The 25,034-nt window shown below is 54.2% G+C and carries 26 protein-coding genes; 6 read left to right on the forward strand and 20 right to left on the reverse strand.

The window, feature by feature from the left end; genetic code table 11:
- Window positions 1-157 precede the first annotated feature (157 nt).
- The 9 genes from rpoZ to pyrR all read right to left on the reverse strand — a co-directional run bounded on the left by rpoZ (window position 158) and on the right by pyrR (window position 10,134).
- A complete protein-coding gene (gene rpoZ, locus H924_RS07665) occupies window positions 158-445 on the reverse strand; it encodes a DNA-directed RNA polymerase subunit omega (RefSeq protein WP_029703399.1) in 288 nt (95 codons plus the stop codon).
- A gap of 89 nt (window positions 446-534) precedes the next feature.
- On the reverse strand, window positions 535-1,107 hold the full coding sequence (gmk, locus tag H924_RS07670) for a guanylate kinase (protein WP_015651393.1): 573 nt from the start codon (window positions 1,105-1,107) through the stop codon (window positions 535-537).
- 6 nt (window positions 1,108-1,113) lie between these two features.
- Window positions 1,114-1,434, reverse strand: a complete 321-nt coding sequence (gene mihF / locus H924_RS07675) for an integration host factor, actinobacterial type (protein ID WP_015651394.1) — start codon at window positions 1,432-1,434, stop codon at window positions 1,114-1,116.
- Between the two features lie 204 nt (window positions 1,435-1,638).
- Entirely contained in the window at window positions 1,639-2,475 is an 837-nt protein-coding gene (gene pyrF, locus H924_RS07680) for an orotidine-5'-phosphate decarboxylase (protein WP_015651395.1), read from the reverse strand.
- A gap of 4 nt (window positions 2,476-2,479) precedes the next feature.
- The gene (gene carB / locus H924_RS07685; protein ID WP_015651396.1) at window positions 2,480-5,821 is read right to left on the reverse strand and encodes a carbamoyl-phosphate synthase large subunit; all 3,342 of its coding nucleotides are present in this window, start codon (window positions 5,819-5,821) and stop codon (window positions 2,480-2,482) included.
- A gap of 5 nt (window positions 5,822-5,826) precedes the next feature.
- Window positions 5,827-7,014 (reverse strand): glutamine-hydrolyzing carbamoyl-phosphate synthase small subunit, encoded by a 1,188-nt coding sequence (gene carA, locus H924_RS07690; RefSeq protein WP_015651397.1) that lies wholly within the window; start codon window positions 7,012-7,014, stop codon window positions 5,827-5,829.
- A 140-nt stretch (window positions 7,015-7,154) separates the two neighbouring features.
- Window positions 7,155-8,528 (reverse strand): dihydroorotase, encoded by a 1,374-nt coding sequence (locus H924_RS07695; protein ID WP_015651398.1) that lies wholly within the window; start codon window positions 8,526-8,528, stop codon window positions 7,155-7,157.
- A 91-nt stretch (window positions 8,529-8,619) separates the two neighbouring features.
- Window positions 8,620-9,558, reverse strand: coding sequence for an aspartate carbamoyltransferase catalytic subunit (locus tag H924_RS07700; protein ID WP_015651399.1), 939 nt, complete (start codon window positions 9,556-9,558; stop codon window positions 8,620-8,622).
- On the reverse strand, window positions 9,559-10,134 hold the full coding sequence (pyrR, locus tag H924_RS07705; protein ID WP_015651400.1) for a bifunctional pyr operon transcriptional regulator/uracil phosphoribosyltransferase PyrR: 576 nt from the start codon (window positions 10,132-10,134) through the stop codon (window positions 9,559-9,561).
- Window positions 10,135-10,492: 358 nt separating this feature from the next.
- Between pyrR and H924_RS07715 the strand changes: the two genes are divergently transcribed.
- The 3 genes from H924_RS07715 (at window position 10,493) to H924_RS07725 (ending at window position 12,983) form a co-directional block, all read left to right on the forward strand.
- The gene (locus tag H924_RS07715) at window positions 10,493-12,010 is read left to right on the forward strand and encodes a TIGR01777 family oxidoreductase (protein WP_015651401.1); all 1,518 of its coding nucleotides are present in this window, start codon (window positions 10,493-10,495) and stop codon (window positions 12,008-12,010) included.
- A 111-nt stretch (window positions 12,011-12,121) separates the two neighbouring features.
- Window positions 12,122-12,544 carry a YbjN domain-containing protein gene (locus H924_RS07720; RefSeq protein ID WP_042392955.1) on the forward strand — a complete coding sequence of 141 codons (423 nt, stop codon included), beginning with the start codon at window positions 12,122-12,124 and terminating at the stop codon, window positions 12,542-12,544.
- Window positions 12,534-12,983, forward strand: coding sequence for a YbjN domain-containing protein (locus tag H924_RS07725; RefSeq protein ID WP_015651403.1), 450 nt, complete (start codon window positions 12,534-12,536; stop codon window positions 12,981-12,983). Before H924_RS07720 ends, H924_RS07725 begins: the two co-directional genes overlap by 11 nt.
- A gap of 65 nt (window positions 12,984-13,048) precedes the next feature.
- Here the strand turns inward: H924_RS07725 and nusB are convergent, their stop codons facing one another.
- The 8 genes from nusB to H924_RS07765 form a co-directional block, all read right to left on the reverse strand.
- A complete protein-coding gene (nusB, locus tag H924_RS07730; protein WP_015651404.1) occupies window positions 13,049-13,642 on the reverse strand; it encodes a transcription antitermination factor NusB in 594 nt (197 codons plus the stop codon).
- A gap of 89 nt (window positions 13,643-13,731) precedes the next feature.
- On the reverse strand, window positions 13,732-14,295 hold the full coding sequence (efp, locus tag H924_RS07735) for an elongation factor P (RefSeq protein ID WP_015651405.1): 564 nt from the start codon (window positions 14,293-14,295) through the stop codon (window positions 13,732-13,734).
- Window positions 14,296-14,390: 95 nt separating this feature from the next.
- Window positions 14,391-15,482 carry an aminopeptidase P family protein gene (locus tag H924_RS07740; protein ID WP_015651406.1) on the reverse strand — a complete coding sequence of 364 codons (1,092 nt, stop codon included), beginning with the start codon at window positions 15,480-15,482 and terminating at the stop codon, window positions 14,391-14,393.
- Between the two features lie 29 nt (window positions 15,483-15,511).
- A complete protein-coding gene (aroB, locus tag H924_RS07745; protein ID WP_015651407.1) occupies window positions 15,512-16,612 on the reverse strand; it encodes a 3-dehydroquinate synthase in 1,101 nt (366 codons plus the stop codon).
- Between the two features lie 77 nt (window positions 16,613-16,689).
- Entirely contained in the window at window positions 16,690-17,292 is a 603-nt protein-coding gene (locus H924_RS07750; protein WP_015651408.1) for a shikimate kinase, read from the reverse strand.
- Window positions 17,282-18,496, reverse strand: coding sequence for a chorismate synthase (gene aroC / locus H924_RS07755; protein WP_211208097.1), 1,215 nt, complete (start codon window positions 18,494-18,496; stop codon window positions 17,282-17,284). Before aroC ends, H924_RS07750 begins: the two co-directional genes overlap by 11 nt.
- 53 nt (window positions 18,497-18,549) lie before the next feature.
- Window positions 18,550-18,966, reverse strand: a complete 417-nt coding sequence (locus tag H924_RS07760) for a prepilin peptidase (RefSeq protein ID WP_015651410.1) — start codon at window positions 18,964-18,966, stop codon at window positions 18,550-18,552.
- 58 nt (window positions 18,967-19,024) lie between these two features.
- A complete protein-coding gene (locus H924_RS07765) occupies window positions 19,025-19,333 on the reverse strand; it encodes an ArsR/SmtB family transcription factor (protein ID WP_015651411.1) in 309 nt (102 codons plus the stop codon).
- Between the two features lie 53 nt (window positions 19,334-19,386).
- Here H924_RS07765 and H924_RS07770 point away from each other — a divergent pair, with 53 nt between their 5' ends.
- The 3 genes from H924_RS07770 to H924_RS07780 are packed head-to-tail and all read left to right on the forward strand — an operon-like array spanning window position 19,387 to window position 22,199.
- On the forward strand, window positions 19,387-20,466 hold the full coding sequence (locus H924_RS07770) for a FecCD family ABC transporter permease (RefSeq protein ID WP_015651412.1): 1,080 nt from the start codon (window positions 19,387-19,389) through the stop codon (window positions 20,464-20,466).
- A 21-nt stretch (window positions 20,467-20,487) separates the two neighbouring features.
- Complete coding sequence (locus H924_RS07775) at window positions 20,488-21,447, forward strand: ABC transporter substrate-binding protein (protein WP_015651413.1); 960 nt, start codon at window positions 20,488-20,490, stop codon at window positions 21,445-21,447.
- Entirely contained in the window at window positions 21,444-22,199 is a 756-nt protein-coding gene (locus H924_RS07780) for an ABC transporter ATP-binding protein (protein WP_015651414.1), read from the forward strand. The genes H924_RS07775 and H924_RS07780 overlap by 4 nt, the downstream gene beginning before the upstream one ends.
- Here the strand turns inward: H924_RS07780 and H924_RS07785 are convergent.
- Genes H924_RS07785 through ruvX form a run of 3 tightly spaced genes read right to left on the reverse strand, consistent with a single transcriptional unit; the run spans window position 22,176 to window position 24,791 of the window.
- Window positions 22,176-23,012 (reverse strand): shikimate dehydrogenase, encoded by an 837-nt coding sequence (locus tag H924_RS07785; protein ID WP_015651415.1) that lies wholly within the window; start codon window positions 23,010-23,012, stop codon window positions 22,176-22,178. The genes H924_RS07780 and H924_RS07785 overlap by 24 nt on opposite strands.
- 40 nt (window positions 23,013-23,052) lie before the next feature.
- Entirely contained in the window at window positions 23,053-24,222 is a 1,170-nt protein-coding gene (gene mltG / locus H924_RS07790) for an endolytic transglycosylase MltG (protein WP_015651416.1), read from the reverse strand.
- Window positions 24,219-24,791 (reverse strand): Holliday junction resolvase RuvX, encoded by a 573-nt coding sequence (ruvX, locus tag H924_RS07795; protein ID WP_015651417.1) that lies wholly within the window; start codon window positions 24,789-24,791, stop codon window positions 24,219-24,221. The genes mltG and ruvX overlap by 4 nt, the downstream gene beginning before the upstream one ends.
- Window positions 24,792-25,034 lie beyond the last annotated feature (243 nt).

Below are 25,034 nucleotides of genomic sequence, written 5' to 3' on the forward strand. Positions count from 1 at the left end.
AATCCTCCACCACTCTAGTGCTGAGTCTTTTAAACTCGCACAGAAGCCTGCCCTCAGGCATGCCAAAAACACCCAACCGCAGCACAACGGTGCTCAGTGGGTGTTATTGGCGTGTGAAATTTTAGGCCACTTAAGAAGCTAAAAGCTTCTAAAAGTTTTAGCCTTCCTCGTGATCCAACAGACCTGCGTTGATTTCACGCAGTGCGATGGACAATGGCTTCTCACCTGGCTGTGGGGTTACGAGTGGTCCGATGAACTCGAACACTCCCTCATCAGCCTGCTGGTAGAAGCTGTTGATCTGACGCGCGCGCTTAGCGGCGAAGATCACGAGCGCATATTTGGAAGTGACCTTATCCAACAGCTCGTCGATCGGAGGGGCAGTAATGCCCACTGGCGGATCGAAGACGGCCTTGGTGGCGTTGGTCTCGTTGCTCACGTTGGTCACTGACACCTTTTCAAAAGTTTGTAGACAGTAGTTAAAGAGCGGAAAGGATGCTCAATCGACAAAGCATACCTTACCTCCCTGCTATTTGGCTAAGCGCCGAGGAGCACATCCTCAATTGCCTTCACGGCTTTTGCCACATCATCATTAATGATCACGTGCTTAAACTCGCTTTGTGCAGCCAATTCCTCGCGTGCGGTTTCCAGCCTGCGAGCAATGACGTCTTCACTTTCAGTACCTCGCCCAGTCAATCGATCGACCAAAACTTCCCATGACGGTGGTGCCAGGAAAACGGTTTCAGCCTCGGGCATGAGGCGTGCAATATTTCGAGCACCAGCGAGATCAACCTCAACTAGTACTGGACGACCAGCCTGCAGTGCCTCATTTACTGGCCCTGCGGGAGTGCCTGATCGTTGCAATCCACCATGAATATCTGCCCATTCGAGCATTTCACCACGGTCGATCTTCGCCTGAAATTGTTCAGCGCTGACATAGAAATAATCTTTGCCTTCTACTTCCCCAGGACGTGGAGCCCTGGTGGTCATAGAAACACTGAAATACAGGTTTGGAACGTCATTGCGGAGGCGATCAACCACAGTCGACTTTCCGACTGCCGAGGGGCCCGCAAGAATTACGAGCCGGCCTTGTTGGTTATCGCCCGACACTGAGAATTAGCCTTCGAAGCCGAAGCGCTCGAGTAGGGCGCGACGCTGACGGTCACCCAGGCCACGCAGACGGCGGGTCTGTGCAATTCCGAGCTCGTCCATGATCTCTTTTGCCTTGACCTTGCCAACCTTTGGAAGAGCCTCGAGAAGAGCGGAGACCTTGGTCTTGCCGATGATCTCATCGGACTCAGCCTTATCCAGAACGTCCTTGAGGTTGGTGTTGCCGCGCTTCAGGTTCTCCTTGAGCTCTGCGCGTGCCTTGCGTGCTTCTGCTGCCTTAGCAAGAGCTGCTTTGCGCTGCTCATCAGTCAACTGTGGAAGGGCCACGGGGTTCCTCCGTAATCGTAAGTTTCTAGTTACCAACGGACACTTTAAGTATCCGGAAATCGAGGGTACACGTGGTGAATGCCAAGCATGTCAGCCTGCGATTTTCGAATAGTCTAGCACTACTTGCACAAACACAAAGGTGGCACCGCCCCTTTCTTGTAAAACCGCTGGTCACAGCGTTACAAAGGAGGCGGTGCCATTTCTTTATGACCTGGGGAAACCTGGAAAGTCTGTTGCAGTTTTTGCTACAGAATTCCGCAAATTTTCCACATCTGGGCCTTGGGAGAGGACGGATCTGGACACATTTGGGAATGCCAGATGGTTCATATCTCCGGCAATTTCTGCAATGTCCGCAGCGGTGCCGCCTTGTGCTCCCACACCCGGCATGAGGATGGGTCCATTAAGCGCTGAGAGCTGTGGAGGATTGCTCAAGGTAGCTCCCACCACCACGCCCACGTTGCCAGCCTTGCCATGAGCTGCATGCCCGGCATTTACCTCTGCTACTGCGTCGATAATCTGCTGGGAAATGCTGCGTCCATCTGGCCCGACCTGGTCCTGCAACTCCCGTGCTTCAGGATTTGAGGTGGCAGCAAGGACAAATACTCCCCTGCCATGTTCCTCCGCAAGTTCCAAAACTGGAGCTAAAGAACCAAAGCCGAGATAAGGCGACACGGTTACAGCATCACTAACAAGCGGTGAGGCTGGATCAAGCCATGCAGTGGCATAACCGGCCATCGTGGAGCCGATATCGCCGCGTTTGGCGTCTGAGACCGCCAAACAGCCCTTTTCACGCAAGGTTCCGATGGTTTCTTCCAGCACGGCGAAACCTTGGGATCCAAATTGCTCATAAAAGGCAACCTGTGGTTTTACCAATGCCACCGTGTCTGCAAAAGCTTCCACGCAGATGCGTGAGAACTCCGCAAGACCAGCCACGTTCACGGGCAGCCCCCAGGCCTCCAGCAGGCTTGCGTGAGGATCAATTCCTACGCAGAGCCTGCCCTTCAGCGCAGCGGCGTCGAGAAGCTTCTCGCCGAATGTCAAGGCCCTAGGCCTTCTTTGCGTGGTCGAGCTCTTGGAGCGCGCGGACGCTGACGATGCCGTTCTTAACGGCCTCGATGCCCTGTACTGCAGCAGTTGCGCCCTGCACGGTGGTGATCAAAGGAACACCTACGGTGACAGCCGCTGCGCGGATGTCGTAGCCGTCGTGGCGGGCACCTGCAGAACCTGCAGGGGTGTTGAGGATCAAATCAACTTCACCCTCGCGGATGCGGTCGACGATGGAACGACCCTCCACACCGTCACGGATATCGGAAGCCTTGAGGACAACCTCGCAGTCGATGCCGTTACGACGCAGCATGCCGGCGGTTCCCTCGGTAGCCATGATCTTGAAGCCCAGGGAAGAAAGACGCTGGATTGGCAGGATCAGAGTGCGCTTGTCGCGGTTAGCAACAGAGACGAAGACGGTTCCCTCGGTGGGAAGTGCACCGAAAGCGCCAGCCTCAGCCTTGGCATAAGCCGCACCGAAGTTATCGGCCAAGCCCATAACTTCACCGGTGGACTTCATCTCTGGGGAGAGCAAGGTATCGAGGGTCTTGCCATCAGGACGACGGAAGCGGTTGAAAGGCAGGACTGCTTCCTTCACGGCGATTGGAGCGTCCATTGGGAGGGATCCACCGTCGTAATCGGTTGGGATCATGCCCTCAGCGCGCAGTTCAGCGATGGTAGCACCCACTGCAATGCGAGAGGCTGCCTTTGCCAGGTTCACGCCAGTTGCCTTGGATACGAAAGGCACGGTGCGGGATGCACGAGGGTTAGCCTCGATGACGTAGAGAATGTCATCCTTGAGGGCGAACTGCACGTTCATCAAGCCCTTAACGCCGATTCCCATTGCCAGCTTCTTGGTGGACTCACGAACGTTGGCGATATCCTGCACACCCAAGGTCATTGGAGGCAGTGCACATGCGGAGTCACCGGAGTGAATGCCGGCTTCCTCAATGTGTTCCATGACGCCAGCGAGGTAAACTTCTTCGCCATCGCAAAGTGCGTCGACGTCGATTTCAATGGCGTTGTCAAGGAAGCGGTCAACAAGCACTGGGTGCTCGGTGGAGAGCTCAGTTGCACGGTTGATGTAATCCTCAAGGGATGGCTCATCATAAACGATTTCCATGCCACGGCCGCCCAGCACATAAGAAGGACGAACCAGCACTGGGTAGCTGATCTCATTAGCTACGGTGCGCGCCTCTTCGAAAGAAGTTGCAGTACCGAATGCAGGTGCAGGGAGGTTCTCGCGCTTGAGCAAAGCACCAAATTCGCCACGGTCTTCAGCCATGTTGATAGCTTCTGGAGAGGTACCGATAACTGGGACGCCAGCTGCCTTGAGGCGCTCTGCCAAGCCCAGTGGGGTCTGGCCGCCAAGCTGGACAATAACACCAGCGACGGTGCCGGACTGAGACTCAGCGTGGTAGACCTCCATGACGTCTTCGAAGGTCAAAGGCTCAAAGTAGAGGCGGTCTGCGGTGTCGTAGTCAGTGGACACGGTCTCTGGGTTGCAGTTAACCATGACGGTTTCATAACCCACACGGGATAACTCCAGCGCAGCGTGGACACAGGAGTAGTCAAACTCGATGCCCTGGCCGATGCGGTTTGGACCGGAGCCAAGGATCAAGACCTTTTCACGCTCGGTCTGTGGTGCAACTTCAGACTCTGCAGCTGGATCTAGCTCATATGCGGAGTAGTGATAAGGAGTCTTAGCCTCAAACTCCGCTGCACAGGTATCAACGGTCTTGAATACTGGGCGGATACCCAGGGACAGGCGCAGACGACGCACGCCATCTTCGCCAGCAAACTCAGGGCGCAGCGCTGCGATTTGTAGGTCGGAAAGACCCATGAATTTAGCTTCGCGGAGCAGGTTCTCATCGAGGAATGGGGCGTCGACAAGCTTCTGGCGGAAGTTAACCAGGGACTCCAGCTCGGCGAGGAACCACGGATCAATGGAGGATGCCTCGTGGAGTTCTTCGACGCTGGCACCCAGGCGCATAGCTAGTTCGACGTCGTACATGCGGCCTTCGGTAGGACGCTTGAGGTCTTCTAGCACTGCGTTCTTATCAAGAGCGCGGTCGCCAGCAAAGAACTCGTCGGACTTGGTCCAGAAACCCTGCTGCTTGGTCTCGAGGGAACGCAATGCCTTGTTCAGGGCTGCGATGTAGTTACGGCCCAGGGACATAACCTCGCCCACGGACTTCATGGTGGTGGTCAGGGTGTCGTCAGCGCCGACAAACTTCTCAAAAGCAAAGCGTGGAGCCTTGACTACTACGTAGTCAATGGTGGGTTCGAACGCTGCTGGGGTCTCACCGGTGATGTCGTTGTTGATCTCATCAAGGGTGTAACCAATAGCTAGCTTCGCTGCCATCTTGGCAATTGGGAAGCCGGTTGCCTTGGATGCCAATGCAGAGGAACGGGACACGCGTGGGTTCATCTCAATGGTGATGATGCGGCCGTCGTCAGGGTTGATAGCGAACTGGATGTTACATCCACCGGTATCAACGCCAACTTCGCGGATAATGGCAATGCCCTGGTCGCGCATCTTCTGGAATTCGCGGTCAGTTAAGGTCAGTGCAGGAGCCACGGTAACGGAGTCGCCGGTGTGAACACCGAGCGCGTCAACGTTTTCGATGGAACAAACAACAACTACGTTGTCAGCGCTATCGCGCATCAGCTCAAGCTCAAATTCCTTCCAACCAAGGATGGATTCTTCGATGAGGACGTTTGCTTCTGGTGAGGCTGCAAGTCCGCCACCGGCGATGCGCTCCAGGTCTTCGGTGTTATAAGCCAGGCCAGAACCCAGGCCACCCATGGTGAAGGAAGGACGCACAACAACAGGCAAGCCAAGCTCTGCCACAGTCTCGTGTACTTCTTCCATGTTGTGGCAGACGCGGGAACGAGCTGACTCGCCGCCGATGGTTGCCACGATGTCCTTGAACTTCTGACGGTCTTCGCCACGCTCGATTGCTTCAATATCAGCACCGATGAGCTCTACGCCGTACTTGTCCAAGATGCCTAGACGATCAAGCTGGATAGCTGCGTTAAGTGCAGTCTGTCCACCCAGGGTTGCCAGGACAGCATCGATTGGGTGACCCTGCTCGATTTCCTTGGCGAAAATCTTGTCAATGTATTCCGGCTCGATTGGCTCCACATAGGTGTGGTCAGCCATCTCAGGGTCGGTCATGATGGTTGCTGGGTTGGAGTTGATCAGGGTAACGCGCAGGCCTTCTTCTTTAAGGATGCGGCAAGCCTGGGTTCCGGAGTAGTCAAATTCACAAGCCTGACCAATAACGATGGGGCCGGATCCGATAACGAGGACGTGGTTAATATCTGAACGCTTTGGCATTGTTTTTATGCGCCTTTCTTCTGAGCGTCGGCATCCATCAGTTCAACAAACTGATCAAATAGGGGGCTTGCATCGTTGGGGCCAGCTGCGGCCTCTGGGTGGTACTGGACGGAATATGCACGTCCGGACTTCAATGCCACACCTTCTACAACGCCATCGTTGAGGCAGGTGTGGGTAACAATTGCGGTGCCAAAGTCAGTCTCGAACTCTTGGCCAGCCTCACCCTTAAGTGCAAAGCCGTGGTTCTGCGCAGTGATATCAATCTTGCCGGTGACGTGGTTCTTCACTGGTACGTTGATGCCGCGGTGGCCGAACTTCAGCTTGTAGGTTTCCATTCCGAAAGCACGGCCCAGGATCTGGTTGCCGAAGCAGATGCCAAAGAAAGGAATATCTTCGGCCAGGATCTCACGGACAATGTTGACCATGGTGTCAGCGGTAGCAGGGTCACCAGGGCCGTTGGAGATAAACACACCCGATGGGTTGTACTGCTTAATCTCCTCATAAGGCGTCTCAGCAGGCACAATCACGGTGCGTACACCGCGAGCTGCAAATCGACGCGGGGTGTTCTGCTTAATGCCCAGATCATAGGCAACAACAGTGTGGCGAATTTCGCCTTCAGCCTCGATAATGTAGGTCTCCTTGGTGGACACCTCGGTTGCAAGATCTGCACCAGACATTGCAGGCTGGTTCTTTACGATCTCAATGAGTTCCGCTACTGGACGCTCTGCATCGGTGCCGGAGAAAATGCCTGCTGCGATGGAGCCTTCCTGGCGAATGTGGCGAACCAAGGCACGGGTATCAATGCCACCGATGCCGACAACACCCTGGTCGGCCATTTCCTGCTGCAAGGAGGTGGTGGCGCGCCAGTTGGATACGCGAGCGGAAAGATCTCTAATAACGAGGCCTGCAACCCAGATCTTGCCATCGCGGGATTCGTCATCTTCTTCATTCCAACCGGTGTTGCCGATTTGAGGAGCGGTAGAAATCACGATTTGGCGGTGATATGAGGGGTCAGTCATGGTCTCTTGGTAACCGGTCATGGCAGTGGTAAATACTGCCTCGCCCAGAGTGGTTCCCACGGCGCCGAAGCCGAAGCCGCGGAAAGTGCGTCCATCTGCAAGGACTAGGTAAGCCGGAACGGATCCGATCTCGGTTACTCCTTGGTAGCTGTTCTCATTGGTGTTAGTACTCACGGTGACTACTGTCGCCTTTCGTGTGTGTGCCCCTTTATCAGGGGCGGGTTGAGAATTCTCTGAATGAAGTTTATTCAATACTTTGCATGATATGCAATGCAGTGTGGAGTTGGTAAATACGCCCCCACAGAAGCGAAGCCCTAGGCGTTAACCGGCACTTCCCCATTCTCACAGGTAATCTTGCCGCGCAAAATGGTGTGGGTAACTTTGGCACTGAATTCCTGGCCTTCAAAAGGAGTGTTATCTGCCTTGGAAGCAAATTCCGCTCCATGAGCAGTCCAAGCGCGACCAGGATCAACAATAGTGAGGTTTGCAGGTTCACCGGCGGCAATTGGACGGCCGTGGCCTGGCAAGCGGGTGATTTCTGCAGGCTTCTCGCTCATTACGCGAGCCACAAAGCGCCAGTCAGCAAGGCCAGTGGCAATGAAAGTATCCACGATGATGGCCAAGGAGGTTTCCAAACCGAGCATGCCCGGCTTCGCATTTTCAAACTCACAGCACTTATCTTCGGAACCATGCGGAGCGTGGTCGGTGGCAACAACGTCGATGATGCCGTCGAGAAGCGCCTGCTTAAGTGCTTCGGTGTCGCGGCTTTCGCGCAACGGTGGGTTCACCTTATTAACCGCATCGTAGGTGGCCAGACGCTCATCGGTGAGGGTGAGGTGGTGCGGGGTTACCTCGGCGGTAATTGGAATTCCCTGGCCCTTAGCCCAGCGCAAAAGTTCCACGGTGCCCTCGGTGGAAGCGTGGCAAATATGCACGCGGTTGCCATAGTCGCGCGCCATAATGGCGTCGCGGACCACAATTGATTCCTCAGCAACACGTGGCCAACCACGTAGTCCCAGGCGAGCGGCGTTTTCACCCTCGTGAGCGGTTGCGCCCTGGGTAAGTCGGTGATCCTCGGCATGCTGCGCAATAAGCACATCCATACCCTTTGCATATTCCAAAGCGCGGCGCATAACTAGCGGATCGTCAACGCACTTTCCATCATCGGAGAACATGCGAACCTTAGCCTCGGAACGAGCCATCATGCCAAACTCGGTCAATTCCTTGCCACCAAGGCCCTTGGTTACAGAACCAACTGGGTGTACATCACAAAGGCCGATATTTTGGCCCTTAAACCACACAGACTCAGCAATAACTGGCTGATCCATCACTGGCTGGGTATTTGCCATGGTAAACACTGCGGTAAAACCACCCTTGGCAGCAGCCGCAGAGCCGGAGGCAATGGTTTCAGTATCCTCACGGCCAGGCTCTCGCAAATGCACGTGCATATCGACGAATCCAGGTAGCAGCACTCCGCCTTGCGCGTCAATCGCACGGTCTACAGAATCGCGGTCTGCGGCGGTGATCTCTGCAGCAATTTCCGCAATGACACCGTCTTTCACCAAAACGGAAGTGGGCTCGCCCTCTCCATATACCAAGGTGTTTTCAATAAGGAGGGTTCCTGCTGCAGCTGGTGCCAATGCACCGGTAGCTGGGTACTCGGCTGGGTTGTGAGCTTGATTTTCCATCACTCTTAAGTCCTTTTCACTAATTTTGCACTGTCATTTTTTGCTGGCCATTCCGGTCATACAGGCCAGCCTGGTCAGACCAGTGAGTGGATTAGATAGTGGCGTCTACGCCAGCAACGAGCGCAAAAAGTACTGCCATGCGCATATGAACACCGTTATTAACCTGCTGCAATACTGCAGTACGTGGAGCATCTGCCACCGCGAAATTGATTTCCATGCCGCGCAGCATTGGGCCGGGGTGCATAATGATCGCAGAATCTTTGAGGCGAGCTTCGCGGGCCTTGGACATGCCATAAAAAGTGGCGTATTCGCGGTGAGATGGGAAAAATCCGCCCTGCATACGTTCCTGCTGCACGCGCAACATCATGACTACATCGGCGTCAGCAATTTCCGCATCCATGTCATAGGAGAAGCGCACTGGCCAGTTTTCTACACCCATTGGCAGCAGAGTTGGAGGAGCCACCAGAACAACCTCAGCGCCCAGCTTGGACAGCAGATCCACATTGGAGCGCACTACGCGGGAGTGCAGACAGTCGCCAACGACGACAACTTTAAGACCTTCGATGCGACCCAAACGCTGGCGAATGGTCAGTGCGTCAAGCAAAGCCTGGGTTGGGTGCTGGTGTGCACCATCGCCGGCGTTGATCACACTGGGGCCATGTCCACCGGGAGCCACATACTCGGCTAATTGCTGGGCTGCACCTGATGCAGGGTGGCGCATAATAATGGCGTCTGCACCGATGGCGGTAAGGGTTAGGCCGGTGTCTTTAAGGGATTCGCCCTTTTTCACGCTGGAGGAAGAAGCGGAAATGTTGATCACATCTGCACTCATCCACTTGCCTGCGGTCTCAAAGGATGAGCGGGTGCGGGTGGAGTTTTCATAAAAAAGTGTGAAGATGGTGCGACCACGCAAGGTCGGCAGCTTCTTTACTTCCCTGCCCTCCAGCACCTCCTTAAAACGATCTGCCTCATCCAAAAGGCCAGTGATCTCATCGCGGGAAAGATCCGCAATAGAGAGGAGGTGCTTCATTTAGTTTTCCCCTTCGGTCAGACGGGTCAGGGTCACGGCATCGCGACCGTCAATTTCTTTAAGCAGCACAGAAACATCTTCAGCGCGCGCAGTTGGCAAGTTTTTGCCCACATAGTCGGCGCGAATAGGTAGTTGGCGGTGACCGCGATCAACCAGCACGGCTAGCTGCACATTGCTGGGGCGTCCGACATCGCGCAGTGCATCAAGAGCAGCGCGAATGGTACGGCCGGAGAAAAGTACATCATCAACCAGGATGACGGTGGCATTATCAATTCCACCTTGGGGAATTGAGGTAGCCTGCAGTGCGCGGTGTGGTTTATTGCGCAGATCATCACGATAAAGGGTGATGTCAATGGCGCCGGTGGCGATACGCACACCGGAGAACTCTTCGATTTTTTCGGCGAGCCTGAGGGCCAGCGGGACTCCACCTGAGGGGATTCCTAGCAGCATGACCCGATCCGCGCCTGCTGAATCAAGCGCGGTCTTTTCTATAATCTGGTGCGCGATGCGTGCGATTGTGCGACTGACGTCGTCTCCATTAAGGAGTTCCAACTCAGTGCTTAAACCTTCGCTCATCGTGACCTCCTTCCCCGCCTCTCTGTGCGGTCCTTTAAAGGATGTCGAAATTTGCATTAAATTCTGCAACAACCACCGAGATGGTTATTACCTAAAAATCATGGCACAAAGTGGTGCTTTCAAGCTACCCACTCTCTTTACACCTGCCACACCGCGTTCTCATAAGCTGACTATGATCTTTAACCAACGCCCTGAAAAACGTGATAGCAGTGGTGCAACGTGAAGTGGAAAACCCAGCGTCACCAAAATGCTAAAGCTGATGCTACATCATGGCAGCCAAAACTGTCATAATTGTTTGATGTAGGGCACCCCGGTTGTTCAAGCCGGAACCAAAATCCACCGATTGGGAGAAGCACCTGTGAGTCTTACCACCAGCCATTTTATCCCTTTTCCCCGCGAAGAGGTGTGGGATTGGCATACTCGCAAGGGTGCCGTCGCGCGTCTAACCCCTCCTTTTGTTCCGCTTACCCCCATCGCTCAGGCCTCGCGTCTAGCAGATGGCACCACCATCTTCAGTTTGCCGGCCGGGCTTAAATGGGTGGCGCGCCATGATCTCTCCGGTTATATGGCCGGCACCCGCTTTACCGACGTCTGCCTCACCGCTCCCGTCAAAGCACTTGCCAATTGGCGCCACGTCCATAACTTCATTGATCAAGACGGCGGCACTCTCATCACTGATTCGGTGAGCACTCGCCTACCAGCAAACACACTCACCGGTATGTTCGCCTACCGCCAAAATCAACTTCTTAAAGATCTCACCTTCCTTAACAGCACCAAAGCGCTTTTCGACGGCGCCCCCCGCAGGATTGCGCTGACGGGGTCACGCGGGCTGGTGGGCCGTGCCCTTATGGCACAGCTCCAGACTGGTGGCCATGAAGTCATTCAATTAGTGCGCAAAGATCCTAAACCTGGACAAAGACTCTGGAACCCCCAAAGCCCGGCAACAGATCTCCTTGAAGGTATTGACGTTCTCGTGCATCTTGCCGGCGAACCAATCTTTGGACGCTTTAACGAATCTCATAAAGAAGCCATCTCTCAGTCCCGCACCGAACCAACCAGGTTATTAGCGGAATTGGTAGCCACTTCCCCATCCTGCACCGCTCTAATCTCTGCCTCAGCAATTGGTTTTTATGGCCACGACCGCGGTGACGAGATTCTTGATGAATCCTCTACTTCCGGCGATGATTTCCTGGCGCAGGTATGCCGTGAATGGGAAGCAGCCACTACCCCTGCCAGCGCAGCTGGCAAGCGGGTGGCATTAATCCGCACCGGTGTCGCGCTCAGCGGCGGCGGGGGCATGTTGCCCTTGCTCAAAACCTTGTTCTCTACTGGACTGGGTGGCAAGTTTGGTGATGGAACCTCGTGGTTTAGCTGGATTGCCCTGGACGACCTCACTGATATCTACTACCGAGCCATCGTCGATAAGCAAATTAGTGGTCCGGTCAACGCGGTTGCGCCCAACCCGGTGTCCAATGCGGAGATGACCAAGGTTTTGGCCAGTAGTTTGCACCGTCCGGCGTTTTTGCAGATCCCTTCGCTGGGGCCGAAGATTTTGCTGGGCAGCCAGGGCGCGGAGGAATTGGCTTTGGCTGATCAGCGCACGGCGCCTGCAAAGTTGCAGGAACTTGGCCATAGCTTCCGTTATACCGATATTGCTGCTGCGATTGCCCATGAATTGGGCCTTGAAAAGCTTGCCGACGCCGCCCAGCAATTAGAGATCGAAGCCGAACGTAAACAGGAACGCGCCGATCAAAAGGCTGCCCGCAAAGCCTTAAAGCGTGCTGCTCCAACTGAGTCGAATCTGGTAGATCCCGAGCAGATTGAGCAAAGCATCCTGTCCTCAATCCTTAATTTCCGACGGAAGCGCAATGACTAAGTTCGGTATCTGTAGTGTGGTGGCAAGTAATAAAACCCGTTTTTGGAAGGACTGAAACTCCCAGTGCCTGATGCCACCTCATCTCAGCTTGTCGAGGACTTTAGCCTCGACATGGTGGTCACTATTCTTCAAGATGAAAAACTTGATTATCGAATTGAAGAAGTAAGTGACTCCACCGTTATTCGAACCGGCTTTGTCAACGCCGCGATTAGTTTTATCAACGTAGATGGCACCCTCACCATGGAAGCCATGTGGCGCGGCGCCCCCACCACCGAGCAAGCCGCAGCCGTGCTCGCCGCCACCAATGAGTGGAACCTCACCCAGTTTGCCCCCACCCTGCGCTTTTTTGAACTTGATGAAGGCACCCTAGCCATCAACGCGCTGCGCAATATCACCACCTCCCAGGGTCTTAGCCACAATCAGGTTGGCTCTTTTGTGATGAGCTCCATTGACGCCACCGTGCACTGCTTTGAGTGGTTGGAAGAGCAATTCCCTGACCTTGTTGACTGGAAGGACGACCACCATGAGCACTAATCACACCGCGCCTATTCCGGTAACTATCGACCGTGTTGCTTTGATCATGAAGGAATTCGGTATCGATCTTTTAGTCAACAATGATCACAGCTCTGGTGCGCAGGTTGCCAGCGCAAACCTCAACGGCACCAACGTCATGTTCGCCGTTATTGGATCCGTGCTCATCGTGCGCGCCGATCGCCCGACCGAAACCGCAGTCTCCGAGGGCAATCCCCTTTGGCACCTTGCCTGCAACCAGGTCAATTGCTTTAACTTTGCGGCCAAGGCCGTCGTGGTGGACCGCAGTGAAAAGGCCATCATCCGCGCGGAGAAGGACATTCTCATTGCTGCCGGCCTTAACAATGCGCAGCTGTCTGCGAGCCTGAAAACCGCCATCGACCATGTGTTGGCAATTCAAGACGCAGTAGCCAAAGCCGCCGGCGAACTGAGCCAGGCTTAGCCGATTCAAAAAGGAGGGGTTGCTACACCATGTGGTGTAGCAACCCCTCCTTTTAAACCCGATTCCTATGCTTGCTCAGGTGCATCCTCTGCAGCAACCTCAGTGACTTCAGTGACTTCATCAATGGAGTCATCCCATGGTGCAACAGGGGCATCCTCATCATCCATAAGTGCAGCAGCAGCCTGCGGATTTTGAGCGCGTTCGCGCAGTGCCTCTACCTTATGCGCCATGGAATCCAGCGTTGCATTGATATATGCGCTGGAATTGTCGGTTGAGTACTGGGAGGCAATCTCCACAGCTTCAACAACGGCGGTGGTAACAGGGACATCAGAGTTGTAGATCATTTCCCAACATGCCACACGCAAGATTGCGCGGTCCACAGAAGGCAAGCGTCCCAGCGTCCAAGTCTCAGCGATATGCTCTTCTAGAAGCTCATCAATGGTGTCCAATTCAACTGCCACACCATTGATAATTGCCTCGGTGTACTCCGCTACGGGGGCAACAACAGGCTCGATGGCGGTGGCTAGCTTGTGGCGGTCTTCAATAATTGCCACGGGATCAACATCACGGGATTCCGCTTCAAAAAGGATATCTACCGCACGCCTGCGTGCCTTATAGCGGGATCCATGGCGCTTGTAGTCGTGTTGACGCTCGCTCACGTTGAGTTCTCTTAGTTCCTGTCAGAATAGGTACAAGCCACACTAAAAAATGTGGCTCGTGGGTGTCGGGTGAATCTTTAAAAAGAATCTTAGCTGTTCACGCGGGAAAGGTATGAACCGTCGCGGGTATCAACCTTGAGAACGTTACCAGTTTCGATGAACAATGGGACCTGAATTTCAGCGCCGGTCTCCAAGGTTGCCGGCTTGGTGCCACCGGTGGAGCGGTCACCCTGCAGGCCTGGATCGGTGTGCTCAACACGCAGATCAACAGAAACTGGGAGCTCTCCGAAGAGTGCTTCACCCTCGTGGAAGGAAACCTGAACGCGCATGTTCTCCAAGAGGAAACGGCCTGCGTCACCAAAAGCATCTGGGCTGAGCTCATACTGCTCGAAGGTCTTATCGTCCATCACAATGTAGGAGGTTCCATCATTGTAAAGGTAGGTGACGTCGCGACGGTCAACAGTTGCGGTCTCAACCTTGACGCCCGCGTTCCAGGTCTTGTCAATGGTCTTGCCGGAGACAACGTCCTTCAGCTTGGTGCGTACGAATGCTGGGCCCTTGCCTGGCTTGACGTGCTGGAACTCGGTGATCTGCTGGAGCTTGCCATCGATCTTGAGCACAAGACCGTTCTTGAAATCAGCGGTGGTTGCCACGGATGTGATCTCCCTCATGGATAACGTGATGTGAGCGCTTTTCCCGCGGCCCAAATCGAGGGCTGGGCGGAAAAAGACTGTTTAGCTCACCCAGATTACACTATGCGAAGGTCCTTGCTTACTTTGGTAATGATTTCCGGCGCACCTTCGGTGATGATCAGCGTATCTTCGATGCGCACACCACCCTTTCCTGGAACATAAATTCCCGGCTCAATAGTCAAGGTAGAACCGGCATCCAAAACGCCAGGGGCATTTTTTGCAGCACCCGGAGCCTCATGAACTTCCAGACCAATTCCGTGTCCGGTGGAGTGCACAAAATACTCACCATATCCAGCATCTTCAATGATGGAACGGCACGCAGCATCAATATCAGCAAGCGGGGTGCCAGCATAAGCGGCCTCCACACCAGCCAGTTGGGCGCGCAGCACCACATCATAAATCTCAGCTTCAAAATCTCCCGCCGAACCCATTACCAAAGTACGGGTCATATCGGAGTTAAAACCACGAGAATGCGCACCAAAATCAATAGTCACCAAATCGCCGTGAGAAAGTACTCGGTCTCCAGCGCTGTGGTGAGGCTTTGCGGAATTCAGACCGGAAGCAACGATGGTGTCAAAGCTGGTGCGCTCGGCACCAAGCATGCGCATGCGATATTCCAAATCTGCTGCGACCTGACGCTCGGTGCGTCCCTCGGCCAACTCGCCGGCGGCCAACAAATCCTCAAAAGCTTGGGATGCCAAAGCTGCAACTTCACGCAGGCGATCTAACTCAAAATTGTCCTTGTGCAGGCGAATTGACTCCACCACACCAGTTACCGGCACCAAAGTGACATCTTCTTGCAACGCATCTTTGAGCGCATCAAGTTCCGCGATGGTGGTTTGCGAAGCTTCAAACGCTATACGACGCGGCCCTGCAACCTGGCTCAACAGCGCCACGGCCGAGTTACGTTCCATCAGTGCCTCAATATCAGGCACTTCTTCCGCAATTTGGGTGGTATAACGTCCATCGGTGCAAATCTGTGCGGAAAGATCCTTATTCACAATCAAGGCTCCATTGGAACCAGTGAATCCGCTGAGATAACGCACGTGGATGGGGCTGGTCACCAGAATTGAATCAATACGCTGGGCTGCCAGCTTTGCAGCAAGCGCACGCCTTCGAGTTGCAAATCGGGTATCTGCCAAAGCCATTTTCTCTCCTTTGTTTAAACCATTTATACCTATTTTGCGCTGATAGCCTCATATGAAGCAATCAACGCCTCGCGGGAAGGACCCTCAATGCGGGTTACCTGGGCAACATCAGTTAGCGCTACAAAGCGAATATTGCCATCGCGATTTTTCTTATCACGGGTCATGCCCTCATAAAGTTCTTCGAAGGCACCGCCTTCGTAGGTGGTGGGCAGCCCGATGGACTCCAGAATCGCACGGTGCCGCCCGAGCAGGGAGGTGTCGATAAGCCCCAGGTTGTGAGAAAGATTGGCGATAAACATCATGCCCACCGCAACGGCATTGCCGTGGCGCCACTGGAAATGCTCGCGCAATTCCACGGCATGGCCGAAGGTGTGTCCATAATTAAGAATTTCACGGAGGTTGGATTCTTTAAGATCTTGGCCCACCACGGAACCCTTGACTGCCACCGAACGCCAAATCAACTCAGGCAAATGTGAACCCTCAGTTTCTTTTTGCAGGCAGGCCTGGGGGTTTGATTCATAGAGCGCAAGGATTTCAGGATCGGCAATAAAGCCTGTCTTAATAATCTCCGCAGAACCAGCAATAAGTTCTGCATCAGGCAGGGTCTGCAGACGCTCAGTATCAATGAATACTGCATCTGGTTCGTGGAAAGCACCCACCAAGTTCTTGCCGGCTGCGGTATTAATGCCGGTCTTGCCACCGACGGCAGCATCAACCATTGCCAACAAAGTGGTTGGCACCTGAATAACCTTCACCCCGCGCATCCATGCGGCTGCCACAAAACCTGCAAGGTCCGTTGCTGCCCCGCCACCGAGTCCAATGACGATATCGCGGCGGCCGAATGCGGCGTCGCCAAGCTGATCCCAACAAGCACCGGCAACCTCTAAGGTCTTGGCAGCTTCTGCATCTGGCACATTGAGGTGCAAAACCTTAAGGCCACGCGCCAGCAACTCATGATCCAGCTGCTCAGCGATGCTATTGAGAGGCTCTTGGTGCACAATTGCGACCTGCTCGGCACCGGAGTTGCTAATGCGCTCGACGATGAGCGAACCCAAGTTAGCGCCAATGGTCACATCATAAGGTGAGGCGCTATTAACGTGGACGGTGTTGAAAATTTGCGGGGCATTCACAAGTGCACAACCTTTACTGTGTTTAAATTTCTTAGCAAAATCGGGCGGACGCACACCTCGCGACCACCCGATATTTATTAATGATTTTCAATATGATGCAATACCGCAGCTACTACCTGCTGCGGGCTGCGATCCTTGGTACGCAATCGAAAAGTTGCCACCTCTTCATACAAAGGCGTACGTACCTTCACCAGATTACGATAGTGCTCCGCAGGATCGGCTGCCTGTAAAACGGGACGAGTACGCTCACCTGCAGTTCGGCGAATGCCCTCCTCCACCGGTACGTCAATCCAGATCACCTCATGATCCTTTAATAACTCACGGGTAGAATCGGTCAACACTGCCCCACCGCCCAAGCTCACCACGCCGGTGGTCTCCAAAGCCTTGGCAACATATTCAGCTTCCATCACGCGGAAAGCTGGTTCGCCCAGTTCACTAAATACAGCACCACAAGCTTTGCCGGTTGCTTGCTCAATTAGCTCATCAGAATCCACCAGCTCGGTATTCAGGGCGCGCGCCAGGCGACGGCCAATGGTGGTCTTGCCAGCCCCCGGCAACCCAATCAGTACCACGATTGGGCGATCGCCACAGTTTTGGCTTGCAAACTCCGGTGCCTCCGGTGCCTCCGGTGCCCCTGGAGCCTCGGATACCTCTGGGAGTTCTGATTCTTTAGAGCTCATCAGAGAACTCCATACGCTCCTGAAGTCCCTTAACGTAGCTGGCAATATTATTTTTGGTTTCCGCGAGAGAATCGCCACCGAACTTTTGCAGTACAGCGCGCGCCAGCACCAGTGCAACCATGGCTTCAGCAACCACGCCAGCGGCTGGAACTGCGCACACATCAGAACGCTGGTGAATGCCAGTGGCCGCTTCACCGGTTGACATATCCACAGTCTTCAAAGCACGCGGCACAGTAGAAATTGGCTTCATCGCAGCACGAACACGCAGGGCTTCCCCATTGGTCATGCCACCTTCAAGGCCACCTGCACGGTTACTGCTACGGTGCACGCCGTCCTCATCGCGGTACATTTCATCGTGGGCTTCAGAACCACGACGACGCGCTTCCTCAAAGCCATCGCCGATTTCAACACCCTTAATTGCCTGAATGCCCATCAATGCAGCGGCAATCTGCGCATCCAAGCGATCTTCGCCAGAAATGTGGGATCCCAAACCGATAGGCAGGCCCTCGACGATTACCTCCACAATGCCACCGAGAGTATCGCCAGCTTTCTTAGCAGCTTCAATCTCCGCAATCATTGATTCCTCAGCTTCTTTGCCAAAGGCGCGCACTGGGGAGTTATCAATGTTTTCAATATCGGCAAAGCGTGGATTTGGGCCCTCATAAGGAGCAGAGCGCCCGATAGAAATGACATGAGAGAGCACCTCGACGCCGAGGGTCTCGCGCAGGAAGGAACGTGCCACGGTTGCAGCAGCTACGCGAGCTGCAGTTTCACGGGCAGAAGAACGCTCAAGCACATTGCGTGCGTCATCAAAGCCGTATTTCAGCATGCCAGCGTAATCAGCATGTCCAGGACGGGGGCGGGTGAGCTTGGCGCCGCGTCCCGAAGACATGGCAGCAACATTTTCTGGATCAGACATATCAAGCGCATCTGAAGACATGATGGTGGTCCACTTTGGCCACTCAGAGTTGCCGATCATAATGGCGATGGGACTACCCAAGGTGAGGCCATGGCGAATTCCGGTGAGGAAGGTGAGTTCATCCTGCTCAAACTTCATGCGCGCGCCACGTCCATATCCAAGTCGGCGGCGAGCCAATTGATAGGAAACCTCATCCTTGGTCACGGGCACGCCCGCAGGCATGTGCTCAACTGTGGCGATTAACGCCTGGCCATGGGATTCACCAGCTGTAGTCCATCGAAGCATGCCTAGCATTATCGCACGAAACCGCGATTGTGCCGCATACAGCCCGCGCTAACTCACATAAAAATCACATAAGCGCAGGTAGAGGCAATGGACATGCTTGGTCCGTGGGGAATATATACCACCCCTCGCCTACCCTTCATCACCCGAAGAATTCCACCCAGTAAGACAGAAATTAATGATGATCCCACAATTGCCAGCACTAAGGCCTCTGCCCCCAAGCTAAAAACGGCCGTCCCCAACCCTGCTGCAAATTTCACATCTCCCCCGCCGATCCCGCCAAAGAGCACCGCCGTTAGAAAATACAGCCCCGCCCACAACAATCCGCCGCCCATCCACAACGGATCCTGCAGCGCAGCCCACAGATTTATAAACAGCGCTCCGGATAATGTTAGCCAGTTCGGCAGCCGCCGCCACCGCAGATCCCAAAAGACCAAAAGCGCGCACCACAGTGCGAAAATAAAGTGCCCCATACCCTGTTTGACTGCGTTTTAGGCCCCCAGGTTCCCTGCTTTGCGACGCAACCCCAGCTTAAGAATGGGCGTGGGTGCCCCCAAGATGATGCAGCAACTTATGGGTGGCCTCATCTACTAAGCGATATCTAGTAACTCGGCCTTCTTTGAAAGATTCCACAATATTATTCTCTGCCAAATTCACCAACGCAGCCGAAGCCGTTGGAAGGGACACTCCAACAGTTTCTGCCAGCTCTGAGACCGTGGCTTCCCCAGGTCCGCGGTGGTGCATGGCAAGAAGCAGGCTGAGCCGAGTGCGATCACCCATGAGCTTAAAAAGTGGCGCCCATTGCTGCGCCAAACTCAAAAGTTCTTGTTCCTCCGCCATGTCCTACCCCATCGTTAATAGTCAATTACTTGTTTGAGTGTTAAGGTTTTTCCATGCTCCTCAAGGCACAACCCGATGTTTCAGCGCTTGGTCTTAATACTCAAAAACACCAAGCCCTTTGGTGGACACTGTGCCTCGGTGTAATTCTAGCTTTAAGCATGGGGCTCGGAATTCTTATCGGCGCCTCAGAAACTTCACTTTCCCAAGCTTTATCTATCTTGGGTCACCACCTATTTGGCATGCCGCTGACCAGGCTGGATAACGCTCAACTTCATGACGCCGTTGTCTGGGATATCCGCACCCCGCGAGTAGTTTTAGCAACCGCTATCGGTGCAGGCCTTGCACTGTCCGGCGTCATTCTGCAGGTACTTGTGCTTAATGTACTGGCAGATCCATATGTTTTGGGGGTGAATTCCGGTGCTAGTTGTGGGGCTGCTGCTGCCCTCCTATTTGGACTCGGTGCAGGTTTTGGCGATTATGCTCTCCAGGGCAGTGCCTTCCTGGGGGCGCTGGCCGCCAGCATCTTAATCTTTAGTGTTGCACGCGCCGCGGGGAGGTTGTCGTCGATACGCTTATTAATGTCCGGGATGGCCGTAGGTTATCTGCTTTCCGCAGCCACCAGCTTCCTGATTTTTTCTTCGAGCTCTGCCGAGGGCAGTCGCTCGGTGATGTTTTGGCTGCTGGGCTCGCTGGGGCTGGCCGCCTGGGATGGGCCTTTGGCCATAATCACCCTTGTGGTGGCTGGATCACTGGCCGCGGTGATGCTGCTTGGTCCGCACCTTGACGCGCTGAAGTCCGGGGATGAAACCGCACTTACCCTCGGCATCTCCCCTGACCGCCTGCGCCTTGGACTTTTGCTCATTGCCTGTTTATTGGTTGGCGCCATCGTTGCTATGGCGGGCAGCATTGGTTTTATTGGCCTTGTTGTACCACACCTGGCACGGCGAATTGTAGGCGGAACCCACCGCCTGCTTGCCCCTATCGCTGCACTTCTGGGCGCTATTTTGCTGATCTGGGCAGATATTTTGGCACGCACTTTACTTGCCCCGCAAGAAATCCCCATTGGTATTATCACTGCCCTAGTTGGAGCGCCTTTCCTGCTGATTCTGGTGCGCAAAATGGCTGCAGCCTAACCCTAGAAAGGATAAAACTCCGTGAAAAAATCTGTTCTCGCTACTGCACTTGCCGGTAGTTTGCTGCTCAGCGCATGTGCAAAGCCGGCAGAAACTAGCGATAAAGCAATCACTGTAGAAAACTGCGGGGCCACCGTTTCATTTGACAGCGCGCCAGAAAAAGTAGTGCTGATGGATAGCGCAGCTGTACCCACCCTTAATGGCCTCGGTGTGTTGGACCGAGTAGTTGCCAAAGCTGGGGCATTTCCGGCAGGTTATTATCAAGAGCCTCTGGCCAGCACGGTAGCTAATATTCCCAGCCTTAGTGAGCGAGTGGATGCTACCGGCCATGTGCTGATTTCCAAGGAGGTGGTGGTTGCCTCCCAACCGGATTTAGTTATCGGCGAAACCGACACCATTAATCGCGCCACGCTAGCCAGCAACGAAATCCCGGTGGTTGATGAGCCGGCCTTTTGCGGCAGCCTTAACCATGACGTCACTTTTGCAGATGTGTGGTCTCAAATTGATACCTATGGCACTATTTTTGACCGCAAAGACGAGGCCACAGCCTTGACTTCATCACTCCAGCAGCGTTTGGCAGAACTTGAATCCCAGGCCTTAACCGAAAATAAAACCGTGGCTATTGTTTATCCCACCCTCGGCGGAGGCGTGATGTATGCCTATGGGCGCGGCTCAATGTCCAATCCGCTGGTGGAAGCAGCTGGCCTAAATAATGTTTTTGGAGATCAATCGGAAAGAGTTTTTGAGATCACCGCCGAGGAGCTAATTTCCCGAAATCCGGACTATATTATTGTGCTCCACAGCGAAGGTGATCCGGCTGCACATATTCGAGAGGTAGCCAATCTCCAGGGATCAGATGCTCTCCAGGCCCTACACTCTGGCCACGTCCTCCCGCTTTTCCTTAACTTTGCCGAGCCTCCTTCCCCTCTAGCACTAGACGGCCTGGAAAAGATCCTGGATTTCCTAGCTGAGCACCCATGATCACTGCCACAAACCTGCACCACTCCTTTGACACTCACCCGGTAATCAATGGCGTCTCTGTTGAAGTCCCAAACCACGGCACTCTCGGACTCATCGGCCCCAATGGCAGCGGCAAAACAACCTTGCTACGCGCGCTTTATGGAGCTTTAAATACCGATGCTGGCCAGGTAACGCTAGATGGCACAGCCCTCCAGCAAATTCCCCGCAAGAAAATTGCGCAAACAATGGCAGTAGTGGTGCAAGAACATCACGCGGAGCTCGCCATGACCGTGGCCGAACTGGTTCTTCTCGGTCGCCTGCCCTATCAGCGATTCCTTGCCAGCGGCAAAGATGACCAACAAAAAGTGCAGGCAGCGCTAAAAAAGGTGGGCGCCCTCCACTTAGCCACCCGACAATTTGGCGAGCTGTCCGGTGGCGAACGCCAAAGAGTTCTCATCGCCCGCGCCTTAGTACAAGAAGCCAGCCATATCCTCCTTGACGAGCCCACCAACCACCTTGATATTCGTTATCAGCACGAGGTGCTTCATCTGGTACGCACGCTCGACACCAGCGCAGTTGTGGTGCTCCATGATCTAAACCTGGCGGCGGCTTATTGCGATCGGCTCATTTTGCTGGACCACGGCCACATCACAGCGCAGGGCACTCCCGCTGAGGTCTTTACAGCAAAAAACCTGGAGGCAGTCTATGGCGTCCAGGTTAAAGTGCATGAGGTAGATGGGGAAATTCTGCTACATTTCCGGCGTCAGGCCTAAGGATTCTTCCAAAGCCGCGCGCATGCTTTCCCGCGGCGCCCCGTGGCCGGTAAATTGCTCAAATTGTCCAAAAGATTGATAAGCCAACATCACATAGCCTCCGACTGCGGGAAATCCGGCCGCGCGCGCTGCCTGCACCAAAGGTGTGGGCCACGGATCATAGATCACATCAAGCACCGGCGCCTGCGCGATCGTCTTTTCTAAGCCGACAATTCCTGCCGAAGGAACCGTGGAAATAACCACTGCTGCCTGCGACACTGCCGCTGCAATATCGCCGTCAAAGCCAATAAATTCCAAAACCGTGGGTTTTTCGTCGAAAAGCGGGGCTAGTTCGGCACTGCGGTCTGAACGGTTGACCACCGCAATATGTGCCACGCCCGCCTCTAAAAGTGCCCAGATAGCTGGGCGGGCGGTGCCACCGCCGCCAATTACCACCGCATGCTTGTCGACGAGTTCCTGGCCGTCTAAGAGCTCACTAAGAGCTCCCTTAATACCGTCAACATCGGTATTGTCGGCCCGCCACCCATTATCGGTCCGCACCAAGGTATTCGCAGCCCCAATTGCACGAGCACGCTCTGTAACCTCATCTGCGAACTTCAGCGCCGCAAATTTCGCCGGCATCGTCACCGAAAAGCCTCGGTAGCTCCCATCCACGGCACCAACCAGCGCTGCCAGCTGCTCGCCCTCGCACTCAAAACGACCATATTCCCACTGGTCCAAACCAAGTGCGCGGTAACCGGAATTATGCAAAATGGGCGAACGAGAATGTTCAATGGGCAAACCGAGAACGGCGGCGCGGTGGGTGATCTCCAATTCTTGCTCCCTGCTGCGGTTGGAATCTAGCGTTTAGAATCTAGCGGTTGGAATCCAGCACGCCACTGTTTAGCGCGCGCTCGGTATCTGCCTGGTGCTGCTCAAAGGTCTCATTAAAGACAGTCGTGCCATCGGTATCAATGGTCACAAAGTAGAGCCAATTGCCCTCTGCAGGATTTTCCATTGCCTGCAAAGCCTCAGTGGAAACCGCAGCAATAGGAGTCTGCGGCAGACCATCCATCGCGTAGGTATTCCATGGGGTCACAGTTTGGCGATCCTCATCAGTGGTAGCAACTTCTTGCTCCGACAGGCCATAGTTCACCGTGGAATCGAACTGCAGCTGCATCGGTGCTGCCAAGCGGTTCAAAATAACGCGTGCGACCTTATCAAAATCGCCTGCAGGAGCCTCGCGCTCAATGAGGGAAGCAGCAGTCAGCAACTCATAAGGAGTCAGACCAATCGCCTGCGCACGGCCCGTAATATCAGTCTCCGCCAACTGTGCAGCAGAACGAGTGATCAAATCAGTCAAAATGCCCTGGGCATCATTAGAAGGATTAACTACATACTGACCCGGCATAATCAGGCCTTCGAGGCGCTTAGGATCATTACCGCGTGCTTCAACCCCAGCAATAGCCCACTCAGGAACACCCAGCACTGCTGGATCAACCGTGGAAGCTACCTGCTGTAGATCCTCGACGCTAATACAATTTTCCGAGCCCTCAGTACAGGTCACCGCGGAAATCTGAGAATAGATTCCCTGGCGGGTATCCCCACCAACCACCGTGACATCCATCAACGTTGCACCGCCGTGGATATCAAGCAAATCCACCTGGTTATCAGGGTTTAGCAAAGCCTCCACCGCAGCGGCAGCACTCATCTGCTCCTGCAAACGGAAGAATCCTGGCTGCACATTTCCGGCGTTGGCGTTATTACTAGCCGCGGTTTGGAAAGCCTCATTGGTGGCCACAATATCGCGTTCCACTAGCTCTGGACCAAGCTCAGAAATTGAGGAACCCTCAGGAATCTCCACCAGCTGAGTCACGCCATTCCCCTCGCCTTGATAATCCTGCCCACCCCTATTGGAGGTTGCAACACCGATATAAATGACGGCGCCGATAATCAAGATAAGCGCGGCAATAACCACAGCAATAAAACGCTGACGCCTCTTTACATATACAGGTTCCATCCGGCGGTTTCGGATATTTGTCATCCTGGGAGGTTTCCCTTCTCGTCAGAGCTATTTTCTAAATAAGTACTATCGGCTGGTTCTAATTTGGCTGTGCGTCCGTCCAGCCAGGTTTGTAAAATCTCAACCGCGGCAGCCTGGTCGATAACCTTGCGCCCCGCTTTTTCGCTGATTCCCGAAGACCGCAACGCTTGTGTGGCAACCACTGTGGTCAGGCGTTCATCACCGAGGCGAACGGGAATTTCTTTGCCTTCGGCGCTGAGAATGCCCTCGTTTTTTAAACGACGACGAACCCTAAAGGCAATTTCCTTAGCCTGCTTTACACTTGCCGAACCATTGCCCTTGAGATCTGTCGGCAAACCAACAACCACCTCGACTACAGAGTATTCCTTAATCAGCTGCAGGAGTCTGTCAACATCGGCCAGATCAGGTCCCTTTAATCCAGTTTCCCGCTTAATGGTTTCCACCGGCATTGCCAAACGAGCTTCACGATCAGATGCCGCTACACCAATCCGCACGGTGCCAACATCCACGCCAAGTCGCCGGCCGAGACCGGGGTCATCCACACCGGGAGTATCAGGATTCACCTTCATAAGGGTCCGGTTTACCTTTCTGGAAAACTCTGTTTTAAAAAAACCTTTTATTTATTAACTTGGTGCGAGCTAGGTTCGAGCTAGGTGCAATCTAGATGCAATCTAAAGGCGCCACCTTGTGTCCCAAGGCACATCATCAAATTTAGCCGGTCACAGCAGCAGAAAGTTTATTTCCGCATGTGTTGAGCCAAAGATTTGCTGAGAAACTCTCAGTTTACCCCGCAGCCGAGCCTTAACTTTTTT

Origin of the sequence: Corynebacterium callunae DSM 20147 (genome assembly GCF_000344785.1) — a bacterium.
Lineage (GTDB): Bacteria > Actinomycetota > Actinomycetes > Mycobacteriales > Mycobacteriaceae > Corynebacterium > Corynebacterium callunae.

Coding starts and splice junctions, on each gene's coding strand:
- carB (WP_015651396.1), bottom strand. CDS start 5,821: ATGCCAAAGCGTTCAGATATTAACCACGTCCTCGTTATCGGATCCGGC.
- H924_RS07695 (WP_015651398.1), bottom strand. CDS start 8,528: ATGGAAAATCAAGCTCACAACCCAGCCGAGTACCCAGCTACCGGTGCA.
- H924_RS07700 (WP_015651399.1), bottom strand. CDS start 9,558: ATGAAGCACCTCCTCTCTATTGCGGATCTTTCCCGCGATGAGATCACT.
- pyrR (WP_015651400.1), bottom strand. CDS start 10,134: ATGAGCGAAGGTTTAAGCACTGAGTTGGAACTCCTTAATGGAGACGAC.
- H924_RS07720 (WP_042392955.1), top strand. CDS start 12,122: ATGGTGGTCACTATTCTTCAAGATGAAAAACTTGATTATCGAATTGAA.
- H924_RS07725 (WP_015651403.1), top strand. CDS start 12,534: ATGAGCACTAATCACACCGCGCCTATTCCGGTAACTATCGACCGTGTT.
- H924_RS07740 (WP_015651406.1), bottom strand. CDS start 15,482: ATGGCTTTGGCAGATACCCGATTTGCAACTCGAAGGCGTGCGCTTGCT.
- H924_RS07750 (WP_015651408.1), bottom strand. CDS start 17,292: ATGAGCTCTAAAGAATCAGAACTCCCAGAGGTATCCGAGGCTCCAGGG.
- aroC (WP_211208097.1), bottom strand. CDS start 18,496: ATGCTTCGATGGACTACAGCTGGTGAATCCCATGGCCAGGCGTTAATC.
- H924_RS07760 (WP_015651410.1), bottom strand. CDS start 18,966: ATGGGGCACTTTATTTTCGCACTGTGGTGCGCGCTTTTGGTCTTTTGG.
- H924_RS07765 (WP_015651411.1), bottom strand. CDS start 19,333: ATGGCGGAGGAACAAGAACTTTTGAGTTTGGCGCAGCAATGGGCGCCA.
- H924_RS07770 (WP_015651412.1), top strand. CDS start 19,387: ATGCTCCTCAAGGCACAACCCGATGTTTCAGCGCTTGGTCTTAATACT.
- H924_RS07780 (WP_015651414.1), top strand. CDS start 21,444: ATGATCACTGCCACAAACCTGCACCACTCCTTTGACACTCACCCGGTA.
- mltG (WP_015651416.1), bottom strand. CDS start 24,222: ATGACAAATATCCGAAACCGCCGGATGGAACCTGTATATGTAAAGAGG.
- ruvX (WP_015651417.1), bottom strand. CDS start 24,791: ATGAAGGTGAATCCTGATACTCCCGGTGTGGATGACCCCGGTCTCGGC.